Annotated in this window: 12 protein-coding genes; 9 read left to right on the plus strand and 3 right to left on the minus strand. The window is 45.5% G+C overall.

Features of this window, described 5'->3' with window-relative positions; translation table 11 throughout:
- Window positions 1-99: 99 nt before the first annotated feature.
- Together sulP and MHH25_RS04375 are read left to right on the plus strand one after the other, a co-directional pair.
- The gene (gene sulP, locus MHH25_RS04370; protein ID WP_340019262.1) at window positions 100-1,875 is read left to right on the plus strand and encodes a sulfate permease; all 1,776 of its coding nucleotides are present in this window, start codon (window positions 100-102) and stop codon (window positions 1,873-1,875) included.
- Window positions 1,876-2,043: 168 nt separating this feature from the next.
- The gene (locus MHH25_RS04375; RefSeq protein ID WP_340019263.1) at window positions 2,044-3,033 is read left to right on the plus strand and encodes a phosphotransferase; all 990 of its coding nucleotides are present in this window, start codon (window positions 2,044-2,046) and stop codon (window positions 3,031-3,033) included.
- A 113-nt stretch (window positions 3,034-3,146) separates the two neighbouring features.
- On the opposite strand, the gene MHH25_RS04380 is transcribed toward MHH25_RS04375, so the two are convergent.
- Together MHH25_RS04380 and MHH25_RS04385 are read right to left on the minus strand one after the other, a co-directional pair.
- The gene (locus MHH25_RS04380; RefSeq protein ID WP_340019265.1) at window positions 3,147-4,136 is read right to left on the minus strand and encodes a DUF4003 family protein; all 990 of its coding nucleotides are present in this window, start codon (window positions 4,134-4,136) and stop codon (window positions 3,147-3,149) included.
- A 72-nt stretch (window positions 4,137-4,208) separates the two neighbouring features.
- Window positions 4,209-4,574, minus strand: a complete 366-nt coding sequence (locus MHH25_RS04385; RefSeq protein ID WP_340019266.1) for a DUF6713 family protein — start codon at window positions 4,572-4,574, stop codon at window positions 4,209-4,211.
- Between the two features lie 168 nt (window positions 4,575-4,742).
- Here MHH25_RS04385 and MHH25_RS04390 point away from each other — a divergent pair, with 168 nt between their 5' ends.
- The 5 genes from MHH25_RS04390 to MHH25_RS04410 all read left to right on the plus strand — a co-directional run bounded on the left by MHH25_RS04390 (window position 4,743) and on the right by MHH25_RS04410 (window position 12,451).
- On the plus strand, window positions 4,743-6,716 hold the full coding sequence (locus MHH25_RS04390) for a serine hydrolase domain-containing protein (RefSeq protein ID WP_340019267.1): 1,974 nt from the start codon (window positions 4,743-4,745) through the stop codon (window positions 6,714-6,716).
- Between the two features lie 54 nt (window positions 6,717-6,770).
- Complete coding sequence (locus tag MHH25_RS04395; RefSeq protein ID WP_340019268.1) at window positions 6,771-7,445, plus strand: response regulator transcription factor; 675 nt, start codon at window positions 6,771-6,773, stop codon at window positions 7,443-7,445.
- A complete protein-coding gene (locus MHH25_RS04400) occupies window positions 7,442-8,794 on the plus strand; it encodes a HAMP domain-containing sensor histidine kinase (protein WP_340019269.1) in 1,353 nt (450 codons plus the stop codon). Before MHH25_RS04395 ends, MHH25_RS04400 begins: the two co-directional genes overlap by 4 nt.
- Before the next feature lie 330 nt (window positions 8,795-9,124).
- Window positions 9,125-10,504 carry an amino acid permease gene (locus MHH25_RS04405; protein ID WP_076253758.1) on the plus strand — a complete coding sequence of 460 codons (1,380 nt, stop codon included), beginning with the start codon at window positions 9,125-9,127 and terminating at the stop codon, window positions 10,502-10,504.
- A gap of 417 nt (window positions 10,505-10,921) precedes the next feature.
- Complete coding sequence (locus MHH25_RS04410; RefSeq protein WP_340019270.1) at window positions 10,922-12,451, plus strand: acetylhydrolase; 1,530 nt, start codon at window positions 10,922-10,924, stop codon at window positions 12,449-12,451.
- A 26-nt stretch (window positions 12,452-12,477) separates the two neighbouring features.
- On the opposite strand, the gene MHH25_RS04415 is transcribed toward MHH25_RS04410, so the two are convergent.
- Complete coding sequence (locus MHH25_RS04415; RefSeq protein WP_340019271.1) at window positions 12,478-13,482, minus strand: MerR family transcriptional regulator; 1,005 nt, start codon at window positions 13,480-13,482, stop codon at window positions 12,478-12,480.
- Between the two features lie 311 nt (window positions 13,483-13,793).
- On the opposite strand from MHH25_RS04415, the gene MHH25_RS04420 reads away from it, so the two are divergent.
- Both MHH25_RS04420 and MHH25_RS04425 read left to right on the plus strand, forming a co-directional pair.
- Window positions 13,794-14,696, plus strand: a complete 903-nt coding sequence (locus tag MHH25_RS04420; RefSeq protein ID WP_340019272.1) for an SDR family oxidoreductase — start codon at window positions 13,794-13,796, stop codon at window positions 14,694-14,696.
- A 256-nt stretch (window positions 14,697-14,952) separates the two neighbouring features.
- The gene (locus MHH25_RS04425) at window positions 14,953-15,948 is read left to right on the plus strand and encodes a hypothetical protein (protein WP_340019273.1); all 996 of its coding nucleotides are present in this window, start codon (window positions 14,953-14,955) and stop codon (window positions 15,946-15,948) included.
- Window positions 15,949-15,996 lie beyond the last annotated feature (48 nt).

A 15,996-nucleotide genomic window follows, 5' to 3' on the forward strand; every position in this document is an offset into this window, starting at 1 on the left:
GAGATTGTGCGTAATCCGATTGACAGGACGTATGCAGGGGAGTAGTCTTTTAAATATATTCAAATATTCAAATATATGAAGAAAAGAAGGTTTTGGTACATGAAATGGATGGGGAGATATGCAGGGTACAATGCTGCCGCTTTTCGCAAGGATCTGTTATCAGGACTGATTGTAGGTATCATTGCGATTCCACTCGGTATGGCCTTTGCCATCGCTTCCGGGGTCAAACCGGAGTATGGATTATATACCACAGTAATCGCAGGGATTCTCATTTCCTTGCTGGGTGGGTCCAAGTTCCAGATTGGCGGGCCAACGGGGGCATTCATTCCGATCCTATTTGCCATTGTGATGCAGTATGGATATGAGAATCTGCTGATCGCCGGAATGATGGCCGGTTTGATGCTTGTACTAATGGGCGTATTCAAGCTCGGGGCATTAATTAAGTTTATTCCAAAGCCGGTGACTATCGGTTTTACGGCAGGGATCGCCGTCATTATTTTTAGCGGACAAATTACGAACTTTCTGGGACTTCGAGGCATCGAGAAACACGAGGATTTCTGGTCCAATATGAAAGAAATCGGGATGCATATCTCGACGATTAATATATACAGTGTGCTTACAGCTGGAATCTGTCTGGCTGTTCTTCTGCTTGTGCCCAAGTTTGCACCAAAGGTGCCTGCATCACTGGTGGGGCTGGTTCTTTCGACGGTAGTCGCGGCGTTCTTTTTTGAAGGGCAGGTGGCTACAATTGGTTCGTCCTTTGGCGCCATACCTAACTCTTTGCCTCAGTTTCATGTGCCAGAGATCACTTGGGGACGTATTGTGAACTTGCTGCAACCCGCTTTTGTCATCGCCATGCTGGGTGGAATTGAATCGCTGCTATCCGCAGTTGTTGCCGATGGCATGACCGGAAGTCGGCATAACAGCAATCGAGAGTTGATTGGGCAGGGGATTGCTAATATGGTGACGCCGTTGTTTGGTGGTATTCCTGCAACAGGAGCGATTGCACGCACAGCAACAAATATCAAATCCGGCGCAGTATCGCCATGGTCTGGCGTGATTCACGGTGTGGTGGTTTTGCTGGTTCTTGTTCTCTTTGCGCCATATGCATCGCACATTCCTCTTGCCAGTATGGCTCCCGTTCTCATGCTGGTTGCCTGGAATATGAGTGAACGAAGATCCTTCGTACATGTCATGAAAACCAAAACGAGTGATTCACTCGTTCTGCTGATTACCTTTTTGCTGACCGTATTTACAAGTTTAACAACGGCTGTAGAGGTTGGGTTGATTCTGGCGGTCCTTTTATTTGTTAAACGGATGAGTGAGATGTTGAAGGTTGCCAAAGTACTACCCGATCCCGATCATAAACATGAGAAAGTCATGGCCCACATGGTTCGGGAAGGACATGACTGTCCGCAAATAAGCCTGTATACAATTGAAGGGCCACTTTTTTTCGGCGCAGCGGATATGTTCGAGAAGTCGGTCATGGATTCGATTCATCGGCGACCAGGCACTCTGCTGTTGCGCATGGGCAAGGTGCCTTTTATGGATACAACAGGTGAATCCAATCTGGCCCGTGTTGTCAAACATATGGAGAGATCCGGGGGCAGGATTTTACTTTCAGGCATTCAGGCGCAACCGCTGGAAATGCTGAAGAGAACAGGTTTGATTGAACGGATTGGTCCCGATCATATGTTTGAGCACACGGGTGAAGCCATCAATTATGCATTATTGCATCTGGATGTTCAGAAATGTAGAGGGTGCAAACACTTTGCCTTTCGTGAATGTGCTGCATTGTCGAGCGCTGGCACCGACCCAGCGTGTAATAACCTGCTGAAACCTGGAAAGCGAGTCAATGTAAATAGCCCTATCTAACCTGCTGATGAGAGAGATGGAGCTATAGGAGTCTAAAGAGTATTTGTTTATCAAAATATATATTCTGGAAAATAAACGAAAAATATACTATGTTATAGGTTGATAGGTGAAAGGATTACATCGTTCATCAGATGAGAAATAATCATATTAAACCGAAGGAGCAACCATATGTCCATTCAACCGACTGCTTTACGTTCAGTGCTTAACCCCAGGTACCTGGAGTCTGCATTGAGGAATCACTATGACATTGGAACATGGGAAGAATGTTTGTTTTGGCTTAGAGGATTGAATGATACTTACCGGGTTCGCACGTCCAGTGGCATGTACATTCTCCGTATCTACCGCACTGAAATCACGGAGGCAGATGTTCAGTATGAGCTTTCATTATTGTCTCAACTGAAGAACGTTCTAGGTTCTGCGGAACATACCGACATTGGAGAATACATCGAGAAGAAAGATCATACGGGATATACGGTGTTGGAGGCTGCGGAAGGCAAGCGGGTTGCTGTAATGTTTCGGTATATTGAGGGTACGGAGAACAACCTGGAGGATGAGGAGTCTTGTTACGCCTTTGGTCAATCTGCCGCTGAATTGCATAAGGCTATGGATCAGGTGAACATGGAGCTGCCACGATATGAGCTGGATCTGAAGTTACTTATTGACGAACCCCTTGAGCGAATTATCCACTACATCGGTGAGAACAATGAAGCAGCAGCATTTCTCCATACGTTTGCCACAACGTTAAAAGAACGCATCGTTGCCACTTCCAGACAAGAACTGGACTTTGGTCTGTGCCATGGCGATATGCATGGGAATAACAATGTGTTTCAACAGGAACATCAGTTCATCCATTATGACTTCGAGTGGGCAGCCAAAGGCTGGCGTGCCTATGATTTAGCTCAAGTGAAAGTTCGAAAAAGACAGTCTGATGAACGAAAAGCAGCATTATGGGATGCGCTCATGGCAGGATATCGTTCAGTCAGAAGCTTCTCTGCCGAAGATGAGCAGGCGGTTGATCTCTTTATTGTTGCTCGCCGATTCTGGGTGATGGGACTAGATGTTGCTTTTATTGAGAGTGATACGGGTGCGCTGGACTATGGTTCGGATTGGCTGGATAGTTTCGTGGAAGAATTCCGGGATATGGGGATTATATCCTAGCGAATGATGAACATTATTTTAGGTGTAGGTTTGAATGCTTTAAGACCCTTCCGAGTCAACTTGAACTCGGGAGGGTCTTTTTCATCTTATAGTGAAGGTAACAGGGGTACTTATTAGTTGGACGATGAAGAAGCGGCAGCAGCCGATGCTGCGGCAGCTGCGGCCATAGCGGCCTGCTGGGCAATAATTATGTTTGTGATACTGGTTGAGATTGCTGTCGTAAGCACACCGTTCCGCAGATTCTCCACATGTTGAATGGCTACCAGAGCAGACGAGAACAGGAGCAACTCCTGTTTGTCGATTGACCAGGCACCGAAGCCTTTTTGAGTCCGTAACCAGTCATTTGTTTCCGCGACTTCATCCACTAATGAGTCTCTGTCCGAAGGCAGTAGAGAAAGTATTCCGAGAGAGGGTAACGTATACGTTTTATCCATTCGGAGATTCCTTTCGCGAAAAGCTTCATTTAAAGCAATCACACGAGCACCTGCATCCGGGGGATCATCTCCAAGAACCAAGACCTGTGTTAACGCCTGCACACTGTTTCTGGAAGAGAACTCTGGTTTTAATTCCCCGTAAAGTTGTTCCATACGTGCCACACCGGTATCTACTTCGAGATCGGAAAGGGCTAACATGGCAGCGAAAATGTAGTCGTCCTGTCCAGTGAGGAAACGATGCTCTGCTTTCATGCCGTCATAGAATGATTTGGCCCGCTCCACCGTAGGTTGAAACTGGTCAGGTGATGTCTGAGTAGCGATCTGATAGGCGGCAATAACCAGATAATCGGAGTTGCGAAATTTGATCTCTTTCATCAAGTCATAGACATGCAAGGTGTCTGCCAGTCTCGTCTCTTCATCCGTTGTAAGGGAGAGCATGGCAGCAATGCTAATGGCCGAATTACCTCTGAATGCAGAGAAGAGTTTTGTGTTTTGCTTAATCAACTCATGGCTTTGAAGAATAGCTTCCCCATCCGCTGTTTTATTCTCCGCTGCATAGAGCAGGGCAACCAGGCGTTGCATCATCGCATGTTGCCATTTGAACGACTTCTTGATGATCTGGGTGTTGGAAACAAATAATTCAACTCGTTCTGCATGATGCTGCTGCATAGGCACACCTCCATATTCACTTTTATTCAACAATACCCTTCCAGCTTCCTTCATTCCGTCGATGTAAACAGATTAGATGATTAGGAATATCAAATGAATTAAAGCGATTATTCCCATAGGGTAAATCAATGATCTGGAGAACCCGTTTTTAAATTCATTTCGAGGATGTTTTTCGAAAAAGAAGTGTAATACGGTATGTATGATGAAAAAGATATCCAGCACCCAAAATGTAATAGTCTGATATGAGCTAAAAAGAAGAGAGAGGATGATGGTATACATTGGCAGGTGAATCCTAGTGAAATACCTATAGGCTTTATCATCTTCCATATCTTTTAACACCATAAACAATTTCCACTCGGACCGCCTGATGGCATCCATTTCGTGAAGCAGAAAGAGAGACAGGTTAAACAAAAATAAAACCAGTAAAAAGTCAGGCATGTAAAGTCTCCTTTTCCTATTCAATCTGCTCCTATCTTACTAAAGGTAATTTAATTTGGCAAAATATGAAAAAAAGGTTCACGCTCCGTTCATACGTGCTTGATATGCTCTCGAAAGAAAGCGTAAGGAACAGGTATCAAAAAATATGCGGAGTGGTGGGGGCAAGTCATGTCATCGTTGATAAGAAAGATTTTTGGGAAAATGATTTTACTGGTGTTATTGTTAGGCATGATATTAGGTGCAACTGGATTAGGGACCATGCCACTATCGGCAGCAGTATCCAATCAGGGATTAAATTCGGGCAAATTGGAGCAAGGAGTCGTAGCTAATCTGGAGGATACTGATCAGTTAACGGTATTCATGGATGGGATGATGGATGTGCAAATGCGATCTTTACAGATTCCAGGCGCAGTCATTTCGATTGTGAAGGATGGGAAGATCCTGCTCTCCAAAGGGTACGGACATTCGAACATCGAAGAAAATAAACCCGTTGATCCCCAAACCAGCCTATTTCGAATTGCTTCAACAACAAAGCTGTTCACATGGACCGCCATGATGCAATTGGTTGAGGCGGGCAAGCTTGATCTTGATACAGACGTCAACACTTATCTGAAAACGGTGCAAATACCGAGAACCTATGAGGAACCGATTACGTTGCGTCATCTCATGACCCATACCGCAGGGTTCGAGGAAGGCGGTGTAGGTTATCAGATCACTACCGATCCGGGGAAACTTCCCGTCTCTATTGCTGAAACGATGGCAAAACATATGCCTGCAAGGGTTAAGCCACCAGGCGAGATGCTGTCTTATTCCAATTATGGCGCCTCACTCGCGGGACTTATCGTCGAAGAGGTCAGCGGTGTTGCCTATAATGACTATATACAGAAAAATATATTTGATCCGCTGGGCATGAATTATGCTACGGTAGAGGAGCCTGTTCCAGCGTCTCTGGAACCTTATGCCGCCCTTGGATACGCCCGAGCTAACGGCGAGTTTGTAACCAAACGGCCAACGTATGAGGGAGGATTTCGTCCTGCGGGATCAGCGAGCGTGTCGGCGAACGATATGGCTCATTTTATGATTGCCCATCTTCAAGACGGGCGATATGAAGATAAACAAATACTCAAGCCGGAAACAGCCAAACTCATGCATTCTCCGGCATTCCAGTTTGATGAACGTTTACCCGCCATGGATCTGGGCTTTTATGAGTTGAATATGAATGGGCTGCGTGTGATCTCTCATGGAGGGGCCGATGAGCTGTTTAATACAGCGCTTTATCTTGTACCGGATAAAAAAGTGGGCATCTTTGTTTCCTATAGTGGAGGGGAAGGCGGAACGGCAGCAGAAGGGTTGGCGCAAGCCTTTTTTGACCGATACTATCCTGTACATGCAACGGAGCAGCCTAATGAAACTTCTATCGAATTCGGGGAGTCTCTGGAAAAATATGCAGGCTCTTATCAATTTACACGCCGTAATCACACGAATATCGATAAGTTTTTCAGTTTTCTGACTCAAATCAATATTGAGTTTTCGGATAACCGACTGTTTATTGGAAGTGGTGCAGATCAGCAAGTGTATACTCCGATTGGCGTGAATTTATTCCAGGAGGTCGGAGGGACACATCAGATGGGGTTCCGCACCGATGCAGAGGGCAAGGTCACGTATCTGTTTCTGGATATATTAAACCCAATGCCGCTGGAACCTGCACCGTTAATGAACCAATCGAAGTTCTGGCTCCTCTTGCTCGGCATTTCGGTTGTTCTATTCATCACTGTATTGCATGGATTTGTTTATCGCAGACGCGAAATCAGAGTGATGCCAAAAGCACAGAAATGGGCAGTTCGACTGTCAGCCGTTACGTCCGTGTGGGCATTGCTAACCTTGGGTGCAACACTTCTGGTGATGAACATGGATTTGATTGATCGGCTTAGCCATATTCCACTATCTTTAAGTCTCTATCTGTTTATGCCGGTTATCCTTGTAGGGTTGACTGCGGCAATATTCATCATGAGCGTTCTGGCATGGAAAAACCAATATTGGACGTTACTGAAGCGTTTGCACTATACGTTTGTAACGGTAGCAGCAGTGATCTTGAGTTTATTTTTCTATCATTGGAACCTGCTGGGCTGGCATTTTGGTTGAAGACCTCCTCCCAAGTGGAAGAAACAAGATAGATATTGGAGGCATACATTTGATATGACCAAAATCCTAGTTGTGGATGACGATGTGCATATTCGTGAGCTGATTACCTTGTTTTTGCGTAATGAAGGATTCGAGATTGTGGTAGCTAAGGACGGTGCTGAAGCACTGGAGATTGTGGGGAAATCCCCAATTGATCTGGTTATCCTTGATATTATGATGCCGCGTTTGGATGGTTGGGAATTATGCAGGGAGATCCGGCGTATGGATCTGAATATGCCATTGCTAATAGTCACGGTAAAAGGGGAATCGGCCCAGAAAGTGAAGGGATTTCAGTTGGGAACAGATGATTATTTAACTAAGCCCTTTGATCCACTAGAACTTGTGATGAGAGTAAAAGCATTGCTGAAACGTTACTTGATTGTCTCTTCCCAGACCATTCAACTAGGGGGCATTGTGCTGAATCGACGCAGCTTTCAAGTGATTCGTGGAGAGGAAACAATCAATTTGCCTCTAAAAGAGTTCGAGTTGCTGTTCATGCTGGCAAACCAGCCTGGGCAGATTTTTACCCGGGAACAATTAATCATCAAGATCTGGGGGAGTGATTACGAAGGGGATGACCGGACAGTTGATGTTCACATCAAGCGACTAAGGGAAAAATTCGCTGGTGATGCACACCATTTTCAGATTGAAACGGCTCGTAGTCTGGGCTACCGGTTAGTCATCACATGATCAAAACCTTATATGTTCGTATTATTTGCACGTTTCTGGTCGTCATTGTTTTCAGCTTGCTGACCTCTTTCTTCATGGGGATCTTCCTTTTCAAAAAAGAAGTAAATCATATCGGTCAGAATGACATGATTTCTGTAGGGGAGGAACTGATCCGTCTATATGAGCAAACGCAACCTGAGGACAGGGATGCTTTCATCAAAAGTATGGTGAAAGTGTCCACCTATCCCATTCATCTATATGACGTTTCGGGTAACGTAACCTATTATGACCTAGACCATACAGAGACCGTTGAAATCGCACCAGAAGTGGTTCAAATGGTGTTGCAGGGTCAGGTCTATCGTTCTCCTGGAGAAGTGGAGCAGACGTTCATCGGTCTCCCTTTTCCATACAAAGGGGAACCACAAGCCATGTTTATGCAGTATTCTCCGCAGAACGAAAATATCATTAATCGGATGATTTTACTGGTGTTATTGCTTGCACTGTTGATCGGAAGTTTTTGTATCCTTATTGCTGCAAGGTATTTGGTGAAGCCGATTCAGGTGTTGACGCGGGCAACCAAACGACTGGCGAAGGGTGATTTTAATGTGGAAATCCAAACAAAACGTGTGGACGAAATGGGAGCATTGACGCAGAGTTTCAATGAAATGGCGAGTGAGCTTAAACAGCTGGAACAGATGAGACAGGATTTTGTTTCCAATGTATCTCACGAGATTCAAACGCCGCTGACCTCTATTTCCGGTTTTGCCATGGCGTTGAAAAACAGCAGCTTGGTCGCTGAGGCCGATCGTAACTATTACCTCGATATCATTATTACGGAGAGTGGACGACTATCCAGACTAAGTGATAATCTGCTGGAGCTTGCGTCTCTGGATTCCGATCATCATCCGTTCGAGGCAACCACCTATAATCTTGATGAGCAAATCAGGCAAGTGGTGGTGACTTGCGAGCCTCAATGGTCAGCCAAAGGCATTCCAGTTCATTTAGAATTGGCGGACGGTATCAAAATAAGGGCAGATCAGGACCAGCTTAACCAAGTGTGGATGAATTTACTAGGCAACAGCATTAAGTTTACTCCCGTGGGTGGGCGTATCGAAATACGCACGAGCCAGTCTGTGGATGGAATCTTTTTCACGATAACCGATTCGGGCATTGGAATAGCGCCAGAGCAACTGGATTATGTTTTCGAGCGGTTTTATAAAACAGACCTGTCACGCGATCGTAGCATTAGTGGTAACGGTCTGGGCCTCGCCATCGTCAAAAAAATCGTGATGCTTCATCACGGAACTGTTGAAATGAGAAGCCAGGTGGGCGTGGGGACAACGGTGATGGTTCATTTGCCTTCCGGATGATTACAAATCAATTTAGAGTTGCCAAAGATATTTTTCTGGCAGCTCTTTTTTTATGGGTTTTCAGATCCCTATTCCAGTGGCGATAAAAATCAGGATTAATCTGATTGCAATAAATCATCAGGGGTTATCCTAATCATGTCAGGTGAGGGCATGAGGAGAGGCACCTTTTTCATGTAAAAGTCCTGTTTAGCTGATCTTCCTCACATTCCTTGTTGTATTTCTGCGGCACATCTCGTACAATTTGGTGAAGTAATTCTGCATTGCGTTAATGTGAATGTGAAAATTAAAGATTACATCAGGAAGCAGTACACAAGAAAAGGGGAGAATCGTTTGGAATCAAAGCAACTATCTAGAGGGCTAAAGCCCCGCCATGTAGAGCTGATTGCACTCGGAGGTACAATCGGCGTTGGTTTGTTCATGGGATCGGCAAGTACGATCAAATGGGCAGGTCCATCCGTGCTGCTGGCTTATTTATTGGCTGGTATCGTTATCTTTTTTGTCATGCGCATTATGGGTGAAATGTTGATTCAGGAGCCGGTCACGGGTTCGTTTGCTACATTTGCTCACAAATATATTAGTCCGCTTGCCGGATTCCTGACCGCCTGGAGCTACTGGTTCCTATGGGTTACGGTTGGTATGGCGGAAGTTACGGCGATTGGTATCTATGTCGGGTATTGGTTCCCGGATATTCCACAGTGGCTGCCTGCACTTGCTGGGGTGCTCATCATTGCGGCGGCAAATCTGGCGGCTGTGAAGTTCTATGGAGAATTTGAATTCTGGTTTGCGATGATCAAAGTGACGGCTATTGTGGCGATGATCGTGATCGGAACAGGACTCATTTTCTTCGGCTGGGGGAATGGGGGTCAGGCCATTGGTCTGTCGAATCTGTTCAGCCATGGTGGCTTCTTCCCTGGGGGCATCAAAGGTTTCCTCTTCGCGCTGTGTATCGTAACGGCTGCGTATCAAGGGGTGGAGATGGTCGGTATTACAGCAGGCGAAGCGGAGAATCCGAAATACACCTTGCGTAAAGCGATCAAAAATATCGTGTGGCGTATTCTTATTTTCTACGTTGGCGCCATATTTGTTATCGTAACCTTGTACCCTTGGAACGAAGTGGGCGAGACGGGCAGCCCGTTTGTGCTCACCTTTGCCAAAGTTGGTATTGTTGCTGCAGCGGGGATCATTAACTTTGTGGTGCTCACGGCGGCCATGTCGGGATGTAACAGCGGGATCTACAGTGCGGGACGGATGTTATACACACTGGCTGAGAATGGGCAGGCACCTGCCTTTTTCAAAAAGCTGTCCAAAGGCGGGGTTCCCCGCAACAGTATCGTCATCACAATCTCCTTGCTGTTGATTGGGGTTGTGCTGAACTACCTGATGCCGGACTCCAAGCTGTTCCTGTACATCTACAGTGCAAGTGTTCTTCCGGGTATGGTTCCATGGTTCGCCCTGGCGTTCAGCCAGTTCCGATTCAGAAAGCGTTGGGGCAACGAGATGGCGGATCATAACTTCAAGTCCAAATGGTTCCCGATCAGCAATTACATTATTATTGTGTATCTGATCCTCGTCATTATCGGTATGGCGTTTAACCCGGATACGCGCTTGCCTCTGGTTGTTGGAGCTACGTTCATGGCAATCGTGGTGGCAGGATATTTCGCATTTGGCATCGGAAAAAGACAACGGATAGATGGCGGCGAAGATCGCTAGTCTAATATTCAAAAATCAACTTATATCGTAATTTCATACGTGCATTCCTTGAATACAATGGAGAACCTGCGGGTGATTCAGCGTCATTCAAGGAGTGCATTTTTTTATCCGCAAAATTCATGCTTGAATCTCCTGTAACTGGAGGTTTTAAGATTGGAGTTATAAAGATTGCACTAAAGCCTATTTACACTTGCCACTTCGATGACAGAACAACCTTCTGATCGCTGTTATCCCCTGATTTTTTGATTCAATTTTACAAAGGTGAAAATCTGGGGATAAAGGCGAACGCATCCGCTTCTTCAGGTTATTTCTGTCCTCTACGTTCTCGTGTAAATGTTTAGTTCAATCTATATAATAGCTGCTGCGCAATAATATCATTCCGATGTAATCCGTGGCAGGATGGGAGGCTTTAAGTATATGAGGACAATAGAATGGATTTATCTTATTTTCAACCTGCTTATATTAGTGGGGGTAATCGGGATCGGGAGACAGAGTCAACATTTTCGAAAAATGGCATGGGGTGGATTTGCCATATCAGGTGTGCTGCTGATCATCCATGGTGTGGTCGAAGGACTTCGTTGGCCGATGATTCCGGCGTATCTGCTCACGTTGGTTCCACTGGTTGTGTTAGTTACACAGGCAAGACGCCAGCAAAAGTCAGGTGCAACTTCGCTGAATAGTAAATGTTCCGAGGCGCCATCTTCCACATCGACTGTGACGAGGAAATTCGGACGTGTTCGAATCATCGCAACGTCTCTTCTGGTGTTGGTATACGCTATTGTGAGCATTGGCATACCGCTGCTCTTCCCGGTGTTTTCGTTTGCCAAGCCAGCAGGTCCTTATGGAATCGGAACGGTATCCTACGATTGGACAGATAACAGCCGTGAGGAGTTGCTGACGAGTTCTGCCGGTGATCAACGGGAGCTGATGGTACAGATCTGGTACCCAACGAATCCAGACGCAGAGGGAGCAACAGCCCCTTATGTTAATAAGCCGGAGATCTACGGGACAGCCTTCAATGAAGTACTGAAACTGCCAAAGCTTTTATTTTCCAGTCTGAGTCAGGTCAAAACACATGCGATACAGGAAGCTCAGTTGTCTGATGCCGAAGCCAAGTATCCAGTCGTTCTTTTCTCTCATGGTCTGCATGGGTATGAGAATCAGAATACGTTCCAGGTCGAGCAGCTGGTCAGTCAAGGTTACATCGTTGTGGGCATTAATCACACGTACAGCAGTCTGGTGTCCGTATTCCCGGATGGACGTGTGGCGCAGTTTGAATCGGAAGGAAAAGAAGGCTTTGAACAGCTGCAATTCAGTTACATGGACAAGTTGAATGAGACATGGGTGCAGGATGTACAGTTTGTACTGGATGAGGTAGAGAAGTTGGGTACGGGAGATCCGAGCGGACGCTTTACCGGACGAATGGATCTGGACAATATCGGCATGTTTGGGCATTCATTTGGCGGAGCAACGACAGTACAGATGTTAATGGATGATCCACGTGTGAAAGCAGGCATGAATATGGACGGTGTATTGTTTGGCGAGAAGCGTATTCCTGCGGAAGGCGTGGGCAAGCCGTTCCTGATGATGAGTGCAGACTCAACCGTTGCAGGCACAAGTGTGATGAGTGACGAAGAGATTGCTGCGATGGGCACGACCCGTCCGGAAGCCGAGAAATATTACGAGGAAGTGTACGAGCGCTATGAGCCGGTAACCGCAGGAGGGAACTTCTGGATGGAGCTGACCAACACCAAACATCTGAGTTTCTCCGACCTCTACCTGATCTCTCCACTGCTCGAATGGACACAGGGTGTAGATGCGCGGGGGACACAACAGTTGGTCAACGATACAACGATTGATTTCTTCAACCACTACTTGAAAGGGCAAACGCTCCATATGGACAAGGAAGTGGGAGAACATGAATCCTATTTGTTGAAAAAAGGCTAAACGTATAAATGGAAGGAGACTGAAGTTCAGTCTTCTTCCATTTGTTTTAATCGTAACCGCATGCCCTCCTGCAATAAGTTAATGCCATCTACAATCTGGCTCCATTCGGGATTCATCACCTTGCATAGCTTGTTAAAACGCAGAATGCGATCCGTCACAGAGTCCAGCATATATCGGGCCTGTTTGCGAAAAAATACTTCTGGTGCTTCCGCATGCTCAGCACTTGCATACATCAACACAAAGTCCCACACCATGCTTTGCACAGCAGGGCTATCGATTGCCCAACGTTTGTCCAGCGCTTCGGTAGTGCGAATGCGAATTGCTTCCATTTTCTTCACCCAGACGTCTGCTTCAACTTGTGGCTGATTCGCCATAATGAAGAATGGAACTTCCAGCTGAGCCAGATCGGCCCAATAGGCCGGATCATTGATCAGTTCCTGAATTTCCTTCCAGGCCAGTGTTTGCTGAGCCGTCAGTTTGGTATCTTTCATCATGTATTTATCGAAAAAGTGCAGAAACGACACTCTCCAATCCTGCGGAATGCTGTCCAGCAGATGGGATTCATCCACCTTGGCAGCAACGAATTGTTTCCGACTGCTCGCATGGGCCGTTAGGGATTCAACCAGACTGGAGATGTAGGTAAGAGACTGTTCCGAATGCAGTGAAGTGTCTTCTTCATGCTGCTTCGCTTGCTGCAAAATGGAGAGCATGGAATTCATCGTGCCGATCTGGGTTTCCAAGGCTTCAATCTGTAGATCCAGTGCCTGTGCTACCGCCAGTTCACCCGACATGAGCTTTCGAATATCCGGTATGCTGAAATTCAGATAACGAAGCGTTGTAATGAGTTCGAGTTGCCATAGGTCTTGCGTTGTATAGAGTCGATGCCCGCCTTCCGTATGATTGGAGGGTTGTAACAGTTCAATCTCATCGTAATAACGGATCGTTTTCACCGTGGAGCCGATCAGTTTGGCTGCTTCACCGATGGAATAGGGTTCTTTATTTGCATTCAACGAGATCACCTCATGATTCATTATACAACCTCCAGTTAGGGGAGATTCAATGTGTGACAGTTGTCTGGGAATCCGGTTAGCTTAGTTTAAATTCCACCCAACTCGGTTACAAAGGAAAGAGTGCAACATTTATGAAAACAACTTCTGATAATAAATTTAACATTTACATGATAACGAAGAGCACAGAAATAACCTGAAGAAACGGAGTGTTCGCCTTTATCACCGGATTTTCCCCTTAAATAAGGGAGAGAAAAAAATCTGGGGATAACAGCGATCGTAAGGTTATTCTGTGATCGTAGTGATCACTGTAAATAACCGAGGAGGAATTGAACATGGCTAATCAAGACCAGCACACCATGCAAGATCCAACGACCCAATATCCGAAGGCTACAGCGGAGTGGAAACAGCAACAGGATGAGCCGGGGCTTCAGCGTGAGATGACACCTGTTCCCGATGCGGGTGAGAAAAGTTATAAAGGCAGCGGACGTTTAACAGGACGCAAAGCAGTTGTGACAGGGGCCGACAGCGGAATTGGTCGGGCGGCAGCGATTGCGTTTGCCCGTGAAGGTGCAGATGTTGTTCTGGCCTATCTGCCGGAAGAGGAAGCAGATGCGCAGGAAGTTGTGAAGCTGATTGAGGAAGCCGGTCGCAAAGCAATTACGATGCCAGGTGACCTGAAGGATGAGAAATACTGTGAAGAACTCATTGAATCTGCGGTAAAAGAGCTTGGCGGGATTGATATCCTTGCTAACGTGGCAGGCAAACAGCAGTTTGTTGAGCAGATTGCGGATCTGACCACCGAGCAGTTCGATGCAACGTTCAAAACAAATGTCTATTCCATGTTCTGGCTCTGCAAAGCAGCTGTGAAACACATGAAGCCGGGCAGCTCCATTATCAACACATCATCGATTCAGGCATACAAACCTTCGCCAATCCTGCTGGATTATGCGACAACGAAGGCATCCATTAACACGTTCAGCAAAGCGCTGGCACAACAGGTGGGTAGCAAAGGAATTCGTGTCAACGTTGTTGCACCAGGCCCGGTATGGACACCACTTCAGGTCGTGGGTGGACAACCAGTCGAGAAGCTGGCCGATTTTGGCTCCAATACACCGCTTGGTAGAGCAGGACAACCTGCCGAGATGGCTCCGGCATTTGTGTTCCTGGCAAGCCAGGAATCCAGCTATGTGAGCGGAGAGACACTGAATGCAAATGGCGGTACGGTTAGTCCGTAAATAGTTTCAGGTAATCCGATCAGGGTATCAGAGGATACGGTCTCCATATTGGGGGCGGTATCCTCTTTTTTGTCATTAAGATGAGAGAAATAAAATATTTTTATATATGAAAGCGTTCTTATATAAAACAGGAAAGGTACATGGTAATATATTCAAGAACATCATCTTCGCTCCCAGCTCTGAGAGTGCGTTGCTTATACAATGAATCTGTTCAGATCAATACACTATGCCTAGGAATCGAAGGAGGAATTCTGTAATGGCCAAGAATGTACTTAAACTAGGTGACCCTGTCATAAGCACGTACACATCATATGGGACATTAACATCCGTTATGCACGAAGATTTATGGCCATGGATTTTCAATAACTTTATACAAATCAGGTATGCACATGGATGGGGAATTTTTTCGTTTGATTCTCATCAGTTTCTGCTAAGTACCTGTCCGGGAATTTCCTTTTACAACCTCCCACAAGAAATTGTGGTTAGCAAATGGGGAACATCACTTAAGCAAGTGATTACGGAAGCGATAGATATGGGATATTATCTATATATTTATGCAGATAGATACTATATTGCGTGTACAGACTATTATCAAAAAGAACATCTCATGCATGAATTATTAGTGTATGGGTATGACCTGGATCAAAATTTGATATACATTGCTGATAATCTTGATGATGGTAAATTCATACAAAGCGTATGTAGTCTGGATGAACTTGAGAAAGGCTACTGGACCATGTCTAATGAGTACAGTTTTTGGACAGAAGTGAGATTCCTCAAGCCAATTCAGAATATCAATTATGCAATTCATGTGGAGCAGATTATAACGGCGATGGAAAACTATCTTAACTCAAGCGAGACATATGACTTAGTGCGAGATCAGAAATACGATTTTGGAATGCAAGCCATTCAACGCATCTTTACCGACATTGAGCAGGCAACCCTAGTTGGAGAAGCATTGGATTCACGAGTCTTTCATCTTTTATATGAACATAAGCTACTAATGGAGTTACGTTTATCTTATTTAATGGAGAAATTAATCATTGAGCCAGATGCAACTTTTATGGAGTTAAGCACTGTTCTGAAACAGGACTACTTTAAATTGAGAAATATAGTTCTGAAATACAATATAACGCGTGATGCAAGTACACTCAGTAAAATAAGTGAGAGATTACAAGAGAATCTCATGAAAGAGAAAGCATTTATTTCTTCTTTTATTACCAGATTACAACAGGTTAAATCAATGGCTTGAAGTCATCTAATACTAGACAAAAAATCCCCTTTGCTTGTTAGAAAGCAA

This window comes from Paenibacillus sp. FSL H3-0457, assembly GCF_037981725.1.
In the GTDB taxonomy this organism is placed as follows: Bacteria; Bacillota; Bacilli; order Paenibacillales; family Paenibacillaceae; genus Paenibacillus; species Paenibacillus amylolyticus.